The sequence below is a fragment of the Sulfurimonas sp. genome, assembly GCF_028694895.1.
Taxonomy (GTDB): Bacteria; Campylobacterota; Campylobacteria; order Campylobacterales; family Sulfurimonadaceae; genus Sulfurimonas.
Genome location: NZ_JAQVKA010000038.1, coordinates 1 through 14735, shown reverse-complemented (window position 1 = coordinate 14735; position 14735 = coordinate 1). Strand labels below are relative to the sequence as shown.

At 35.8% G+C, this 14735-nt stretch carries 16 protein-coding genes; 8 read left to right on the top strand and 8 right to left on the bottom strand.

Annotated features, from left to right (window positions below):
• From glnA to pstC, 5 genes are all read right to left on the bottom strand, one after another.
• Positions 1–1385 (bottom strand): type I glutamate--ammonia ligase (gene glnA / locus PHI38_RS06085; RefSeq protein WP_299853873.1); only part of this gene is annotated, 1385 nt, incomplete at its 3' end.
• Between the two features lie 67 nt (positions 1386–1452).
• Positions 1453–2139: a PhoU domain-containing protein gene (locus tag PHI38_RS06080; RefSeq protein ID WP_299853871.1), complete on the bottom strand. Its 687-nt coding sequence runs from the start codon at positions 2137–2139 to the stop codon at positions 1453–1455.
• A 45-nt stretch (positions 2140–2184) separates the two neighbouring features.
• Complete coding sequence (gene pstB / locus PHI38_RS06075) at positions 2185–2970, bottom strand: phosphate ABC transporter ATP-binding protein PstB (RefSeq protein ID WP_299853869.1); 786 nt, start codon at positions 2968–2970, stop codon at positions 2185–2187.
• Positions 2970–3815, bottom strand: a complete 846-nt coding sequence (gene pstA, locus PHI38_RS06070) for a phosphate ABC transporter permease PstA (RefSeq protein ID WP_299853867.1) — start codon at positions 3813–3815, stop codon at positions 2970–2972. Before pstA ends, pstB begins: the two co-directional genes overlap by 1 nt.
• Positions 3815–4672: a phosphate ABC transporter permease subunit PstC gene (gene pstC, locus PHI38_RS06065; RefSeq protein ID WP_299853865.1), complete on the bottom strand. Its 858-nt coding sequence runs from the start codon at positions 4670–4672 to the stop codon at positions 3815–3817. The genes pstA and pstC overlap by 1 nt, the downstream gene beginning before the upstream one ends.
• Before the next feature lie 107 nt (positions 4673–4779).
• Here pstC and ppk2 point away from each other — a divergent pair, with 107 nt between their 5' ends.
• The 8 genes from ppk2 to PHI38_RS06025 all read left to right on the top strand — a co-directional run bounded on the left by ppk2 (position 4780) and on the right by PHI38_RS06025 (position 12220).
• Positions 4780–5634: a polyphosphate kinase 2 gene (gene ppk2 / locus PHI38_RS06060; RefSeq protein WP_299853863.1), complete on the top strand. Its 855-nt coding sequence runs from the start codon at positions 4780–4782 to the stop codon at positions 5632–5634.
• A gap of 64 nt (positions 5635–5698) precedes the next feature.
• Complete coding sequence (gene pstS, locus PHI38_RS06055) at positions 5699–6703, top strand: phosphate ABC transporter substrate-binding protein PstS (RefSeq protein WP_299853861.1); 1005 nt, start codon at positions 5699–5701, stop codon at positions 6701–6703.
• Between the two features lie 251 nt (positions 6704–6954).
• A complete protein-coding gene (locus PHI38_RS06050; protein WP_299853858.1) occupies positions 6955–8241 on the top strand; it encodes a hypothetical protein in 1287 nt (428 codons plus the stop codon).
• Positions 8242–8399: 158 nt separating this feature from the next.
• The gene (locus PHI38_RS06045) at positions 8400–9320 is read left to right on the top strand and encodes a branched-chain amino acid transaminase (protein WP_299853856.1); all 921 of its coding nucleotides are present in this window, start codon (positions 8400–8402) and stop codon (positions 9318–9320) included.
• 37 nt (positions 9321–9357) lie between these two features.
• Positions 9358–10458 carry a prohibitin family protein gene (locus tag PHI38_RS06040; protein WP_299853877.1) on the top strand — a complete coding sequence of 367 codons (1101 nt, stop codon included), beginning with the start codon at positions 9358–9360 and terminating at the stop codon, positions 10456–10458.
• 8 nt (positions 10459–10466) lie between these two features.
• The gene (hisIE, locus tag PHI38_RS06035) at positions 10467–11147 is read left to right on the top strand and encodes a bifunctional phosphoribosyl-AMP cyclohydrolase/phosphoribosyl-ATP diphosphatase HisIE (protein ID WP_299853854.1); all 681 of its coding nucleotides are present in this window, start codon (positions 10467–10469) and stop codon (positions 11145–11147) included.
• Between the two features lie 6 nt (positions 11148–11153).
• Positions 11154–11663 carry a DUF2393 domain-containing protein gene (locus PHI38_RS06030; protein ID WP_299853852.1) on the top strand — a complete coding sequence of 170 codons (510 nt, stop codon included), beginning with the start codon at positions 11154–11156 and terminating at the stop codon, positions 11661–11663.
• Complete coding sequence (locus PHI38_RS06025) at positions 11660–12220, top strand: DUF2393 family protein (RefSeq protein WP_299853850.1); 561 nt, start codon at positions 11660–11662, stop codon at positions 12218–12220. Before PHI38_RS06030 ends, PHI38_RS06025 begins: the two co-directional genes overlap by 4 nt.
• Here PHI38_RS06025 and PHI38_RS06020 read toward each other — a convergent pair.
• The 3 genes from PHI38_RS06020 to PHI38_RS06010 form a co-directional block, all read right to left on the bottom strand.
• Complete coding sequence (locus PHI38_RS06020) at positions 12217–13176, bottom strand: TIGR01212 family radical SAM protein (RefSeq protein WP_299853848.1); 960 nt, start codon at positions 13174–13176, stop codon at positions 12217–12219. The two genes, PHI38_RS06025 and PHI38_RS06020, sit on opposite strands and share 4 nt — an antisense overlap.
• Positions 13176–14531: an amidophosphoribosyltransferase gene (purF, locus tag PHI38_RS06015; RefSeq protein WP_299853846.1), complete on the bottom strand. Its 1356-nt coding sequence runs from the start codon at positions 14529–14531 to the stop codon at positions 13176–13178. Before purF ends, PHI38_RS06020 begins: the two co-directional genes overlap by 1 nt.
• A 69-nt stretch (positions 14532–14600) precedes the next feature.
• Positions 14601–14735: dihydrodipicolinate reductase C-terminal domain-containing protein (locus PHI38_RS06010; RefSeq protein WP_299853875.1), on the bottom strand; the 135-nt coding region annotated here is incomplete at its 5' end.

Below are 14735 nucleotides of genomic sequence, written 5' to 3'. Positions count from 1 at the left end.
TCATCAGGCCATATTTGTCTCTCAAACATGTAGTGCTGATAGTCATCGATGAATACATCTGTAAATACAGGCTTTAAAAACTCGTTATCTGCGATTAGAGCTTCAGTTGCCTCTCTTAGTGTATGTGGCATTTGAGGGATACCTTTTTGGCGAATCTCATCAAGGCTTAATTCAAAAAGATCTTCATCCATCGGGCCAACTGGAACAGTTTTATTTTTAATTCCATCAAGACCAGCCATCATAAGCGCTGAGAACGCTAAGTATGGACAAGCAGTAGAGTCAGGGAATCTAACCTCAATACGAGTAGATTTCTCACCAGCTCCATAAGGTATGCGACAAGATGCTGAGCGATTTTGCATTGAGTAAGTCAAAATAGATGGTGCTTCAAATCCTGGAATTAATCGTTTGTATGAGTTAGTTGATGGGTTTGTGATAGAAGCAAGAGCTTTAGCATGTCTAAAAATTCCGCCAATATAGTGAAGAGCCATCTCTGATAGATTTGCGTAGTTGCCCTCTTCATAGAAAAGGTTTTTCCCATCTTTCCAGAGTGATTGGTGAACATGCATACCGTTTCCATTGTCTCCAAAGAGAGGTTTTGGCATAAATGTTGCAGTTTTACCATTTAGGTGAGCTACCATTTTTACAACATACTTTAGTTTTTGTACATTATCAGCTGCACCAATCATATCAGAGTAAACTATCCCGATTTCACCTTGACCTTGTGCAACTTCATGATGACCTAAGATAACTTCAAGTCCAACTTGTTCAAGCACATCCATCATTTCAGCTCTTAAGTCAACTTGAGTATCAATTGGGGCAACAGGGAAATAACCACCTTTTACACCACCACGATGTCCGCTGTTATAGCCATCTGGGTAGTGAGTGTTTGAGTTCCAATCACCCTCTTCAGTATCTATTTTATATCCAGCTTCATTTATGTTGTCAATAACTCTTACATCATCAAAAACAAAAAATTCATTTTCAGGTCCAAAATAAGCAGTATCTGCAATGCCTAGAGACTCAGCATGTTTTAGAGCAGCTTTTGCAATTGAGCGAGGACATTTTTCATACATTTGACCCTTGTAAATGTCATAAACATCACAAAAAATAATAATAGTAGGATCAGCTGTAAAAGGGTCTAGAAATGCGGTAGGAACATCTGCTTTTAAGATCATATCAGATTTGTTTATTGGTTGCCACTTATCTATAGAAGAGCCATCAAACGGGAAACCGTTTGTTAAATTATCGTTATTTATAGCACTCGCTCTATAAGTAACATGGTGCCATGTGCCTTTTAAGTCAGTAAATCTTAAATCTACATATTTAACATCATTTTCTTGGCAAAAAGAAAAAAATTCTTCTATGGAATTTACAAATTTTCCCATCCGTGTCTCCTAAGTTTTAATAAGCGAAGTATATCCCAAAATAGCACAAAAATCTAATTATAACAGCTTAAATTTTAATAATTTGGTTAAAAAGCTTAATCTCTCCACCTAGTTTTGCGTACATCATAAGATTTGCAATGTTTACGCTTCTATCACAAGATCTCTCTAGTTTTCTTAAACTTCCAAGTACTTTTACATACTCGATTGAGAGCTCCTTCTCATCTATAATTTTGTTAAGTATCTCTTTTTCCAAAACAGAAAAAAGGTCATCATTCATACTCTCTTCAACAAGAACTTTTCTGTAATTGTCTTCATAGTTGCACTCTTGGATATTTGTAAAGCACTCCAAAATATATTTAAGCGCATTGATACTGCTTTTATGAAGAAGCAGGATACTTGGCTTAAAAGGCTCAAGATCGCATCCACTCTTAGCGTGTTCACTCATTCTGCGTGCATATTTTTTTACACCAGCGCCAATGCTCACAAGTTCGTTTGTCATCTTTAAAAATGCTATTAAAAAACGAAGTTCTTTTGCTTCAGGCCCAAAAAGCGCAAATGTTTTTATAATCTCATTATCTATCTCATCGCCACTGAAGCTTATTTTACTTAGTATGTTTTCAACTTCTTTGAATCTTTTTGCATCATAGAGTTTAAATGCTTCTAAAGATAACTCATCAGCTGTTATTATCTCTTTTAGAAGAAGTGATAGTTTGTCTTTGATAACGCCTATTTTTTCATGATATTTTGATACCATATTTCATCCTTTTTTATGCTATTTATTTTGTTAAAATGATATTTATCAACCGAATTTTCCAGTTATATACTCTTCTGTTAATCTCTCTTTTGGAGTAACAAATATCTCTTCAGTACGACCAAGTTCTACCAGCTCTCCTAGATACATAAACCCAGTATAGTCGCTAACACGCGCCGCTTGTTGCATGTTGTGCGTAACTATAATGATAGAGACTCTCTCTCTAAGTTCCACGATAAGTTCTTCAATTCCAGCTGTTGAAATCGGGTCAAGTGCAGAAGTTGGCTCATCAAAAAGTAAAACTTCTGGCTCAACAGCTACAGCTCTAGCGATACAAAGTCTTTGTTGTTGACCACCAGATAAGCCGTTTGCATCATGTTTTAATCTATCTTTTACTTCATTCCAGATAGCTGCATCTTTGAGTGCTTTTTCAACTCTTGTGCTAAGTTCAGTTCTGTTTTTTATACCTTGAAGTTTTAGTCCATAAGCAACGTTATCAAAGATGCTCATTGGAAAAGCTGTTGGTTTTTGAAAAATCATTCCTATTTGAATTCTAAGTTTTATCAAATCCTCTTTTGATGTTAAAATATTTCTATCTTTAAAAATAATTTCGCCGCTATATTTGTTGTTTGGATATAAATCATGCATACGGTTAAAGCTTCTAAGAAGGGTTGTTTTTCCACATCCAGATGGTCCAATGAGAGCAGTTATGTTATGTTTTGCCACAGGCATAGAGAGTTTTTTGACACTTGGCGTATCTGCTCCTGCGTAGGTAAACTCAAAGTTTTTAACTTCAAGTGCTTTTTCTTTATTTATCTCAATGATTGTTGCCATTAACGTTTCCCTCTCTTTTTTAATAAAAATACTCTTCCTAATATATTTAGAGTCAAAATGAACATACTAAGTATAAAAGCGGCTGCCCAGCCAAGTTTTTGCCAATCTTCATAGGGACTTGTTGCGTAGTTGTACATAGTTACAGTTAGTGAAGCCATCGGCTGACTCATATCTGTATTTAAAAAGTTATCATTAAATGATGTAAAAAGAAGTGGTGCAGTCTCTCCAGCAACACGAGCAACGCCGAGTAAAATACCAGTTAAAATACCAGCTTTTGCGCCGCGATAAACAACTTGAACAATTACTTTATACTTAGGTGCACCAAGAGCAAAAGCTGCTTCTCTGAGAGTTGATGGAACAAGTTGGAGCATATCGTCTGTCGTTCTTAGGATAATAGGAAGCATGATGATACTTAGTGCAATTGTCCCTGCCCAACCGCTAAAGTGCCCAAAGGGTGCAACAACAACAGCATAAACAAATGCGCCAATAACGATACTTGGAGCCGACATCATAATGTCTGATATATCACGAATTATCTCTGCAACTTTAGATTTTTGAGAGTATTCGCTTAGATATGTACCAGCTAACACACCAAGTGGGATACCAAAAAATGAGGCATAGCCAACAAGATAGAGTTGACCTATAAGAGCGTGTTTTAGGCCTCCATCACTATTTCCTGGAGGAGCTCCTTCATTTAAAAAGATACTCATACTTAATGCGTCAATACCGTTGATGATAAGAACGCTTAAAATCCAAAATAAAAAACCCATTCCAATTAGCGCAGAGAGGGTTGAGAGTGCCATGACTATATCATTTATGATGATTCGTTTTTGAGTGTGCGTCATTAGATAACCCTTTTTCTTCGTAAAAAGTAGAACTTAGCAACAGATATAATCGTAAAGCTTACAACAAGAAGAAGCAGTGATAGTTCAAAAAGAGAAGAGTAGTAAAGAGCGCTATCGGCTTCTGCAAACTCATTTGCAAGTGTTACTGGAATTGATGTTGCGGGCTGTGTTAAATCTATAGAAATTTTATGAACGTTACCCATAACAAATGTTACAGCCATAGTTTCGCCTATTGCGCGGCCAAGGGCTAAGATAAATGAACCAATAATTCCAGCCTTTGCGTATGGAATGATAATGTCTTTTACAACGTCCCATTTAGTCCCGCCAAGAGCATAAGCTGACTCTTTTAAAATATCTGGAGTTGTGTTCATCGCATCACGTGTTATAGCCGCCATAAAAGGGAGTATCATAACAGAGAGGACGATACCAGCACTAAGCATACTAATACCAACCCCGCCAAATATATCACGGATAATTGGTACAAAGTAAAAAAGTCCCCACATTCCATAAACAACAGAAGGGATTGCCGCTAAGAGCTCTATTGAGACTCCAACTGGGGCTTTTAGTTTTGCGTGAGCTATTTCACTTAAGAAGATTGCAACACCAATGGCAAGAGGAACAGCTAGAATCATTGCTAAAAAAGTAGATATAACTGAGCCATAAATAGCAGGAAGTGCTCCGAACTTTTCTAAGTTTGGTGCCCATTTATCTTCTGTAATAAAAAGAAATCCAAATGCTTTTATCGACTCTAGTGAGTGCTCAAAAAGTACAGTAAATATCCAAGCAACAAGCAACAAAATGCCAAAGGCAATAAATCTTGTTGTATTTGCAAAAAATTTATCTATAAAAATGTTCAAACAATCTTCCTCTTTAATAAATAAGTGCTGAATTTTATGTTTCTTTGATTACAAAAAGATTACATAAGGGTTTACTTTCTTATATACTTCTTTACAAGGAGTTATTTATGAAAGAAAAATCAAAAACAAAAATAGAGAAAAAAAATAGTAAAAAAGATGAAAAAATAAAGATTTGGGTTAAAAAAGAGACTCTTCTTTATGAGAGAGAGTTTGAAAAACTTCAGATTGAACTGCTTAAATTTCAAAATCATGTAAAAGAGAAGGGACTTAAAGTTCTTATGATTTTTGAAGGGCGTGACGCTGCTGGAAAGGGTGGTACGATAAAGAGAATCACTGAGCACCTTAACCCAAGGGGAGCGAGAATCGTGGCACTTCCAAAACCAAGTGATCAAGAGAGATCGCAGTGGTATTTTCAGAGATACGTGGCACATCTGCCAAGTGCTGGGGAGATAGTTCTCTTTGATAGGAGTTGGTATAACAGAGCTATGGTTGAACCTGTTATGGGCTTTTGTAGCGAGAGAGAGCACCATAAGTTTTTAAAAGATGCACCACAATTTGAGAAGATGATAGTAGATGAGGATATAAAAATCTTTAAATTCTATTTTTCAGTAACAAAAGAGGAGCAAAAAAAGAGATTTGCAAAAAGAGAGCAAGACCCTCTAAAGCAGTATAAGTTATCTGATGTTGATCTCAAAGCTCAAAATTTATGGGATGAGTACGCACTTGCAAAGTATATGATGCTTAGCTCAACGCATACAGAATCAGCTCCATGGACGGTTGTAAAAAGTGACAACAAAAAAAGAGCCAGAATAAATACAATTAAGCATATTTTGAATTTTGTTGATTATCCAAATAAGATAGAAGATGCCAAAATAGAGGTCGATAGAGAGATAATAGTATATGGAAGAGATGAAACAATAGCTATGGAGAGCAAGTTCAAATTCTCACCAAAGAGCATATAGAGGCTGTAATCATCTTGTAATATGGAGCAATTATAATTTCGTAAACATTCAAAAAGGAAAACAAATGTTAAAGAAATTAGCTTTAGTTGCTCTCGTTAGTGCTGCTTCAATCAGCTCTTCATTTGCGTCTGACAAAATAAATGGTGCAGGTGCATCTTTCCCCGCTCCTCTATATTATGATTGGGCATATAACTATAAAAAAGATACAACAAATCTTGTAAATTATCAGTCGATAGGCTCTGGCGGAGGCGTAAAACAGATCTCTAAAAGAGTAGTTGATTTTGGTGCATCTGATGAAGCTCTAAACACAGCAGAACTTGCAAAAGATAATTTATTTCAGTTTCCAGCAGTGATTGGCTCAATAGTTGTTGCCTTTAACTTAGATGGAATAACAGATGCGACCCTTAAACTTAGCAATGAAGTAGTAGCAGATATATTTGCTGGAAAAATTACATCATGGAATGACCCAATTATAGTAGCACAGAACAAATCTCTAAACCTTCCAAATGAAAAAATCATAGTAGTACACCGTTCAGATGGAAGCGGAACAACATTTAACTTTACATACTATTTGGCACAAAGCTCAAAAAGCTGGAAAGAGAAGTTTGGCGTAGGCAAGGCAGTTGACTGGGCTGTTGGTATCGGCGGAAAAGGAAACGAGGGCGTTGCAAACTTAATTAAGCAGACTCCGTACGCTATTGGATATATAGAAAATGCTTACAAAGAGAAAAATAACCTCTCAGCTGCTGTTCTTAAAACTGCAAACGGTAAATGGGTAAAAGCAACAGAAGAAAATTTTAAAGCTGCTGCGAAATATGCTTCTTGGACAAAAGAGAAACATTTTTACTCAGTATTGGCTCTTCAAGATGGTGATACTTCTTACCCAATAGTAGCGGCTACATTTATTCTTCTTCCTAGAGAAGGCACAGCGATGAATAAAAAGATATTAGAATTTTATGACTATGCTTTTAAAAATGGCGACGAAGCTGCTAAAAAACTAGGCTACATCCCTCTACCATTAGAAACAAAAAATATGATTAGAGAGTATTGGGCAGCTAATATAAAATAATCAAAAAATCTCATTTATCTCCTATAAGGCTTTTGCACTTCTCAATGCAAGAGCCTCTCCTTACAATACTTTTTAAAATCAAAAAAATATACTAAAAACTGCTAAAACATAGAATATAAAAAAAGTTCTACATGTAGCTTTAAAATACAAGTCGTATATGTTTTGTATTAGTAAACGAATAGACAATTTCGTAATCATTATGTAATCTAATAATTTTATAATTCTCATACAAAAAAACAAGGGAATAAAAAATGAAAAAAATCGTTTTATCAACCATAACGGCAGTTGCACTAGGTGTTAGTGCACTGAGTGCAACACAGTTTTATGTAGATGAGAAGGGGCAAGTATTTACTACTTCTGCACCAGATCGCGCACCACTTGAAGTAAAAGAGAACACAGTTTTCTCAAAAGCAAAAAGCTTAGAATTTAGTGGAGTACACTATTTTGGTTATACATCTACAAATCCTAACACTACTGCTCCTGCAGCAGATCCATCTATTCCTACGACTGTTGCGGTAGGAAATGATACTGCTAAATATGCAGGAAGCTCGGCAGGTTTTGAGTTAAGAAGAAACTATCTTCAAGTAAAAGGCTTTTTCAATGATAAAGACTACTGGCGTGTAACTCTTGATACTACAAAAGAGATAGGATCATCAACATCTAATGCAGATGTATATGTAAAATATGCGTATTTATATCTTGATAAAGTTTTACCGTATACAGGAGTTGAGTTTGGTATAGCTCACCGCCCTTGGATAGACTATGAAGAGCACAACAGTTGGTTCTATCGTTCATTCAATAAAGTAATGGTTGAAGAGAAAGGCAACACAAGTGAATCAGGAGTAGATTTAGTAAACTCTGCTGATTTAGGTGTAAACTTTAAGACTAAAACAGACATTTTCAGCTCTGAAATAGGTGTGTATAATGGTGAAGGCTATCATGCAGACAAAAAAGCTGCAAATCAAGAAAATAGTTCAGAGTTATCTGTAGAGTGGCGTTTAACTGGGCACTTAATCGGAAGCGGTACTAAACTTGGTAAAAACGACCGTTTAAAAGATACGTATGCAAATTTATCAACATTTGGTTTAATATCTCAGAATCATAAAGACGATACAGTAGCCATAGGTGCTGCTGGTGAGTATGATAGATCTTTTTATGGAGTACACGCAGTTTATAATCAACCACTATTCTTAATTGCTGCTCAATATTTGACTGCCGAAGATAAAGCAATAAATAATGTTATTACAAATGGAAAAGAGTACGATGCTTGGTCTATAAATGCTGAAATCAGACCTATTGACGATTGGACAATCATTGGTAGATACGATAATTATAAAGTTGATAAAGTTGCAATGAGCACAGGAGAGAGTTCAGTTTCTGCTGATGGTAACAAAGTGATAGCAGGTTTAGCATATAAATATAATAAATATGTAACATTTATTGGTTCTGCTAAATTTATAGATGAACAAAATGCAAACGGTGGCGATACTGGCGAATCAAAAGACGTTTATATGTTTACTACTGAAGTGAAGTGGTAAATAAAGCTAATTAACTGAAAGTTTTCTCTATTTTTCTCTCTCCTAAATATAAAGCCCATCGGGCTTTATAGATTTAAGCAACCCTTTTTTAATACAACATAAACATCATTTTAGATAAAATAACGGCAATTTTTATGTAGTAATTATTGGAGAAGCATATGGATGCAGCTAAGTATATTTGGATGAATGGAAAGTTTGTTGGGTGGGATGATGCAAAGGTGCATGTACTCTCTCATACACTACACTATGGAAATGGCGTAATTGAAGGTACTAAAGCCTATAAAACAGCAAAGGGTTACGCTATTTTTCGTCTAAATGAGCATACCACAAGATTAAAAGAGTCTGCAAAAATGACTATTATGGAGATTCCTTACTCTGTTGAGGAGTTAAACAAAGCGCAAGTAGAGCTAGTTTCAAAAAATGAGTTTAAGGGCGATAATGTATATCTACGCCCATTTGCATTTTTAGGATATGGTGTTATGGGTGTTTACCATAAACACGCACCAGTTGAAACTGTTGTTGCTGCTTGGGAGTGGGGCGCTTATTTGGGCGAAGAAGGTATGAAAAAAGGTATTAAACTCAAAATCGTATCAATGACTAGACCTGCGAACACTTCAAATATGGGTAAAGCAAAGGCTGTTGCAAACTACTTAAACTCTCAAATGGCTAAATATGAAGCTATCGATTGCGGATATGAAGAAGCTCTTTTACTTGATGATCAAGGTTATGTAGCAGAAGCGTCTGGTGCGAGCTTTTTTATGGTAAAAAATGGAGTTTTAATCACTCCTCCAAATGATAACTCACTAGAGTCAATTACTCAAAAAACAGTAATTGAGTTAGCGACTGACATGGGCATCAAAGTTGAGCGACGCCGTCTTTCACGTGAAGACGTTTACACGGCAGATGAGGCGTTTTTAACAGGAACTGCTGCTGAGATTACTCCTGTTCGCCATGTAGATGGCAGAGACATAGGATGTGGTTCTCGTGGCGTTATGACAGAGAAACTTCAAAGTAAATATTTTGATGTTGTATTTGGCAGAGATAAAAAATATGAGCACTACTTAACATACGTAAGCTAAAAAATTAAGGAATTATAAAATGAAGGACAACATAACAATGGCATCAGATATGAATGACTATTTTAACAAAAAAAAGAGCCAGGGTGATGGGTTTGAGAAAAAATCAGGCGGCGGAAGTGGCGGCGGAGGAAATATTCCTCAAATGCCAAAAATAGATTTTAACTTTGGCGGAGGAAAAGCTGGGCTTGCTTACTTTTTAATAGCAATCATTGTTATTTTAATTTTGGCAAAACCTTTTACTATCATCGAAGAGGGTGAGCGCGGAATTTTAAGTACAAACGGAAAGTATCAAGATCAAGCACTTCTTCCAGGACTACATTTTATTTTTCCAGTAATTCAAAAAGTATATATTGTAGATACAAAAGTACGTATCTTTAACTATGCATCTGGAATTGAAGCTGGTGGTGGAAGCGTTGCTTCTGGTATAAAGGCTCAACCTGCAATTGCAGTTTTAGATAAGCGTGGTCTTCCTGTAGCAATTGAGCTTACCGTTCAGTACAGATTAAATGCACAGTTTGCAGCACAAACAATCTCTAACTGGGGATTTAGTTGGGAAGATAAGATAATCAACCCAGTTGTTCGTGACGTTGTTCGTAACGTTGTTGGTAAGTATGATGCTGAGAGTCTTCCACAGATGAGAAACAGCATAGCTGAAGAGATAGAGAATGGAATTAGAGGAAGTGTATCGGGCTTAGAGAACTCTCCAGCGGATTTACAATCAGTTCAACTTCGTGAAATTTTACTACCTCCAAAAGTAAAAGAGCAGATAGAAAATGTTCAAATAGCAAAACAACAAGTTCAAAAAGCTGAACAAGAAGTACTACGTGCTGAACAAGAAGCTCTAAGACGTGCAGCAGAATCAAGAGGTATAGCTGAGAAAGCTAGAATTGAGGCTCAAGGTCTTGCAGACGCTATTACAATAGATGCAGATGCAAAATCAAAAGCTAACTACTTAATCTCAAAATCATTAACAACTCAGCTTTTACAGTTAGAGCAGATTCAAGTTCAAGGTAAATTCAATGACGCTCTTAGAGAGAATAAAGATGCTAAGATTTTCCTAACACCTGGTGGCTCAACTCCAAACATTTGGGTTGATATGAAAGATGCTAAACAAAGAACTACAACGGTTAACGAGTAGATATAACGATGCAAGAGACTATAGATAAAATAGACTGGCAGAAGGTTGAACTTTTGCCAGTAATTGTTCAAGAGAGCACAACCAATGAAGTGTTGATGATGGCATACATGAACAAAGAGGCACTATCTCTCTCGCTTAGCACAAAAATAGCACACTACTTCTCACGCTCAAAGCAACGCATCTGGAAAAAGGGCGAGAGCAGTGGGCATATACAAGAGATAGAGTCTTTTAACATCGACTGCGACAATGACACTCTTTTGATAAAAGTAAAGCAGCATGGTGTTGCATGTCATACAGGAAGACGCTCTTGCTTTTTTACAGAGCTTCAAACTGGAACTATAGAGAGTGAAGTAGAAGTTAAAAGTGAAGCTCTTTATGGAGTTATAGATACACTCTATCATACTATTCAAGAGAGAAAATTCGCAGACCCCAAAACCTCATGGACAGCAAAACTTCTAAGTAAAGGTGATAATACAATACTTAAAAAAGTTGTAGAAGAGGCGGCTGAGTTTAGTTTTGCATGTAAAGATAGTGATGAAAAAGAGATAATTTATGAAGCAGCAGATTTGACCTACCATGTTCTTGTTGCGCTCGCTGCTAAAAATATCTCTCCTGATAGAATCAAACAAGAACTCTCTCGCAGATTTGACATGAGTGGAATTGCTGAGAAAAACTCAAGAGATGCATAGATAAAAATGGATAAATTAAACGAATTCATCAAAGAGTTGATTATTTATGATTATATTCTCTTTGGTGGGTTGTTGCTTCTTTTTCTACTTTTTATAACTATTGGTATACTACTTCGTCATATAAAAATCTTAGCATTACTCCTTGTATTAGTTGCGTTTATTATGCTTATTTTTGGCTCTATATTTGGTTATATAGAGATGCATAAATATCTTTTTAAAAATGAGGTAACTCTTAATAGCCAACAAAAGCTCTCCTTTACGGAGGCTGTTGTAGTATATGCAACACTTAAAAACAGCTCTTTAAGAGATTTTAAAAGTTGTAAAGTAAGCGCAACTGTATATAGAGTAAGTGGAAATAAGATAAAAGATTATATAAGAAAACTCAAGCCTATTGCTAAGATGTCGATTATTGAAGAGAATATTGCCATTGGGCAAGAGCGTGAAATTAAAATTATTATTGATCAATTCACTTATGGTGGTGATTATAACGTTTCCCTTGGAGCAGATTGCAGATGATTACACTTTTTAACTATTGGCACTATATAGCTTTTAGTATAGGGCTTTTGGCCTTTGGAGTCGGAGTTTTTTTTGCATTAAAACAAAAAAAATTAAGCATGATTCTCTCTATTATATTTTCAGTAACACTTGTAACTATTTTAATGTCGGCTATATCAATAGTTGTAATTGATAAATATACCAAGATAGCAAAACTTTATAAATTAGAAAATAAAAGAAATTTAAGTACAGAAGAGATTATGTATAGTGGAGTGGTGAAAAATGAAGGAAATTTTGAGATTGGAGAAGTTACATTTGAGATAAAGCTTGTAAATAAGGGGCATGTAGGCAGTAATGTAAAAGCTGGTACATTTTTTACTCCAAAAGGCTTTAGTGATTTCTTTGGTTTTTTAGCATCTGATGAGTTAAATAAAGGAGTTAGACCGCAACAAATCACCCATAAGTTTGTAGTGGCAAAAAACCTAAGACCAAAAGAGAGCAAAGAGTTTAGAGTGTATTTTGCTTATCCACCGTACTTTAGTAATGTTTCACACTTTTCTAAAATATATGCGCGCTAGTACTTAAGATTAAAAGGCTTAAGAGCACTATTTATCTTTTTAATCTGTCTATTTTTATCTCTACACCACTGTGGAGCAAGAAGAGAGTTATCATCTATCCCAGCTGTTACTCTTTGAACAGAAACTCTCTCGGGCTTCATTTGGATTGCTTTTATAAGTGTATCTAGATATAGCTCTTCACTAATTGGAGTAAACTCTCCCTTAATATACTCATTTGCAAGAGCTGTTTTTTTTACAACATAGAGTGGATGGTATTTTACAGAATCAATTCCCCATTCATATGCTTCTTTTGCAGTATGAAGCATCATATCTTGCGTCTCACCAGGAAGACCAAATATAAGATGTCCACACACGTTTAAGCCACTCTCTTTTGTCTTCAAAATCCACTCTTTAACATTTGCACTATCATGTCCACGATTTATTCTCTCTAGAGTTTCATCATAGACAGACTGTATTCCAAACTCGATCCAAATCTCTTTTTCCTTGCCCAGCTCAGAGATATACTCAAGAGTTTCTTGTGTTATGCTATCTGAACGTGTACCGATGCTAAGGCCTACAACATCATCAAAGGATAGAGCCTTCTCGTATAGCGCTTTTAGTGTAGGGAGTGGGGCATAAGTGTTTGTAAAAGATTGAAAATAGACTAAAAACTTAGTAGCTCCGTACTCTTCGCGCTGTCTTTTGCTAATTGCATTAAATTGCATCTCAAGTTGAAGAAGTTGTTTATCTAAATTTGGATTTGTTTGCGAGTCAAGATTTAGATGAAACCCTTTTAGCTCTTGAACCTCATTTGTACTTGCGCTAAAGGAGTCATTCTCACAAAATGTGCACCCACCCTTAGCTACCGTTCCATCTATATTTGGGCAGGTAAAACCCGAGATATTGATACCAACTTTGTAAACTTTATGGCCGTACTTATCTCTTAAGTAGTTGCCAAAGGTAAAAATTTGTTTCATTAAACTATGTATTTTCCTGTAAAGCAAGCGGTACAGTAGTTGTCTGTATCGGTTTTAACACTTCTTAGAAGTGAGGCTTCATCTAGATATGCTAATGAGTCAGCTTCGATAAATTTACATATATCGTCTTGAGACATATTTGCAGCAATTAACTTATCTTTATTTGGTGTATCAACCCCATAAAAACATGGATCAGTTGTCGGAGGTGAAGATACTCTCATATGGACTTCACTAGCTCCAGCTTGTTTTAACATTCTTACAATTCTCTTTGATGTAGTTCCACGAACTATAGAGTCATCTACTACAATAACTCTTTTGCCTTTGATGATATCAGTCATTGGAGAGAGTTTCATCTTAACTTTTAAGTCTCTCATCTCTTGAGTAGGCTCAATAAATGTTCGTCCAATATAGTGATTTCTCATTATCCCCATCTCATAAGGAATACCACTCTCTTGAGCATATCCAATAGCCGCTGGAACGCCACCATCAGGAACAGGAATAACCATATCTGCTTCAACAGGCTTTATATGAGCTAACTCTTTTCCCATATCTTTTCTAGTTTGATAAACGCTCTGCCCAAATACTCTTGAATCAGGTCTAGAAAAATATACATACTCAAATATGCAGTGTTTTGGAGTAGGCTCAAAAACTTGTATGCTCTCTGGCTCTTTATCTTTATCAAAGATAAGTAGTTCCCCTGGTCTTACATCTCTTATAAATTCTGCACCAACCAAATCAAAAGCACATGTTTCACTTGCAACTATATACCCGCCACCTGGAAGTTTTCCTAGACTCAGTGGTCTAAAACCATGACGATCACGCATAGCAAACATCTTTGTTCTACTTAAAAAAACAAGTGAAAAAGCACCCTCAATTCTCCCAACAGCATCAATGATTCTATCTAGAAGTTTTCTTTTTTCGCTTTTTGCTATAAGATGGATAAGATTTTCAGTATCCATAAATGTCTGAAAAATCGCACCTTTATCTATTAACTTAGTACGAATCTCTTCGGCATTAGTAAAATTTCCATTGTGAACAATTGCCATCTCACCTAAGTCATATCTTGCAAAAACTGGTTGAGCATCTAAGATAGAGTCATCTCCAGCAGTTGAGTAACGTGTATGTCCAATAGCGCTTGAACCTTTTAGAGTTTCTAGCTTTTTTTCATCAAAAACGCGCATAACTAAACCACGTTTTTTGATAGTTTGAAGTTTTATTCCATCAGAAGAGCTAATTCCAGCTGCTTCTTGGCCACGATGTTGAAGTGCATGAAGTGAAAAATAAGCCAGTCTTGAAGCCTCTTTATTGCCATAAATTCCTACAACTGCACACTTTTCATTCATATCTTCTAGCACACTTCTCTCCTTGGCTAATAGTCAACTATTTTTGCGATTATACTAAAATCAAATTAAAATAAAATTGATTTAAACTTCTAAACAGTCACTTATAGAGTAAAGACCAGACTCTTTTTTGGCTAACCAAGAAGCTGCTCTTATTGCACCTTTACTAAATGTATTTCTTGAAGTAGCTGTATGATTTAACTCTAAAAATTCGCCATC

Bases quoted from the DNA above. Each gene is read 5' to 3' on its own strand.
- PHI38_RS06080 (WP_299853871.1), bottom strand. From the start codon at position 2,139: ATGGTATCAAAATATCATGAAAAAATAGGCGTTATCAAAGACAAACTA.
- pstB (WP_299853869.1), bottom strand. From the start codon at position 2,970: ATGGCAACAATCATTGAGATAAATAAAGAAAAAGCACTTGAAGTTAAA.
- pstA (WP_299853867.1), bottom strand. From the start codon at position 3,815: ATGACGCACACTCAAAAACGAATCATCATAAATGATATAGTCATGGCA.
- ppk2 (WP_299853863.1), top strand. From the start codon at position 4,780: ATGAAAGAAAAATCAAAAACAAAAATAGAGAAAAAAAATAGTAAAAAA.
- pstS (WP_299853861.1), top strand. From the start codon at position 5,699: ATGTTAAAGAAATTAGCTTTAGTTGCTCTCGTTAGTGCTGCTTCAATC.
- PHI38_RS06050 (WP_299853858.1), top strand. From the start codon at position 6,955: ATGAAAAAAATCGTTTTATCAACCATAACGGCAGTTGCACTAGGTGTT.
- PHI38_RS06045 (WP_299853856.1), top strand. From the start codon at position 8,400: ATGGATGCAGCTAAGTATATTTGGATGAATGGAAAGTTTGTTGGGTGG.
- PHI38_RS06040 (WP_299853877.1), top strand. From the start codon at position 9,358: ATGGCATCAGATATGAATGACTATTTTAACAAAAAAAAGAGCCAGGGT.
- hisIE (WP_299853854.1), top strand. From the start codon at position 10,467: ATGCAAGAGACTATAGATAAAATAGACTGGCAGAAGGTTGAACTTTTG.
- PHI38_RS06030 (WP_299853852.1), top strand. From the start codon at position 11,154: ATGGATAAATTAAACGAATTCATCAAAGAGTTGATTATTTATGATTAT.
- PHI38_RS06025 (WP_299853850.1), top strand. From the start codon at position 11,660: ATGATTACACTTTTTAACTATTGGCACTATATAGCTTTTAGTATAGGG.
- PHI38_RS06020 (WP_299853848.1), bottom strand. From the start codon at position 13,176: ATGAAACAAATTTTTACCTTTGGCAACTACTTAAGAGATAAGTACGGC.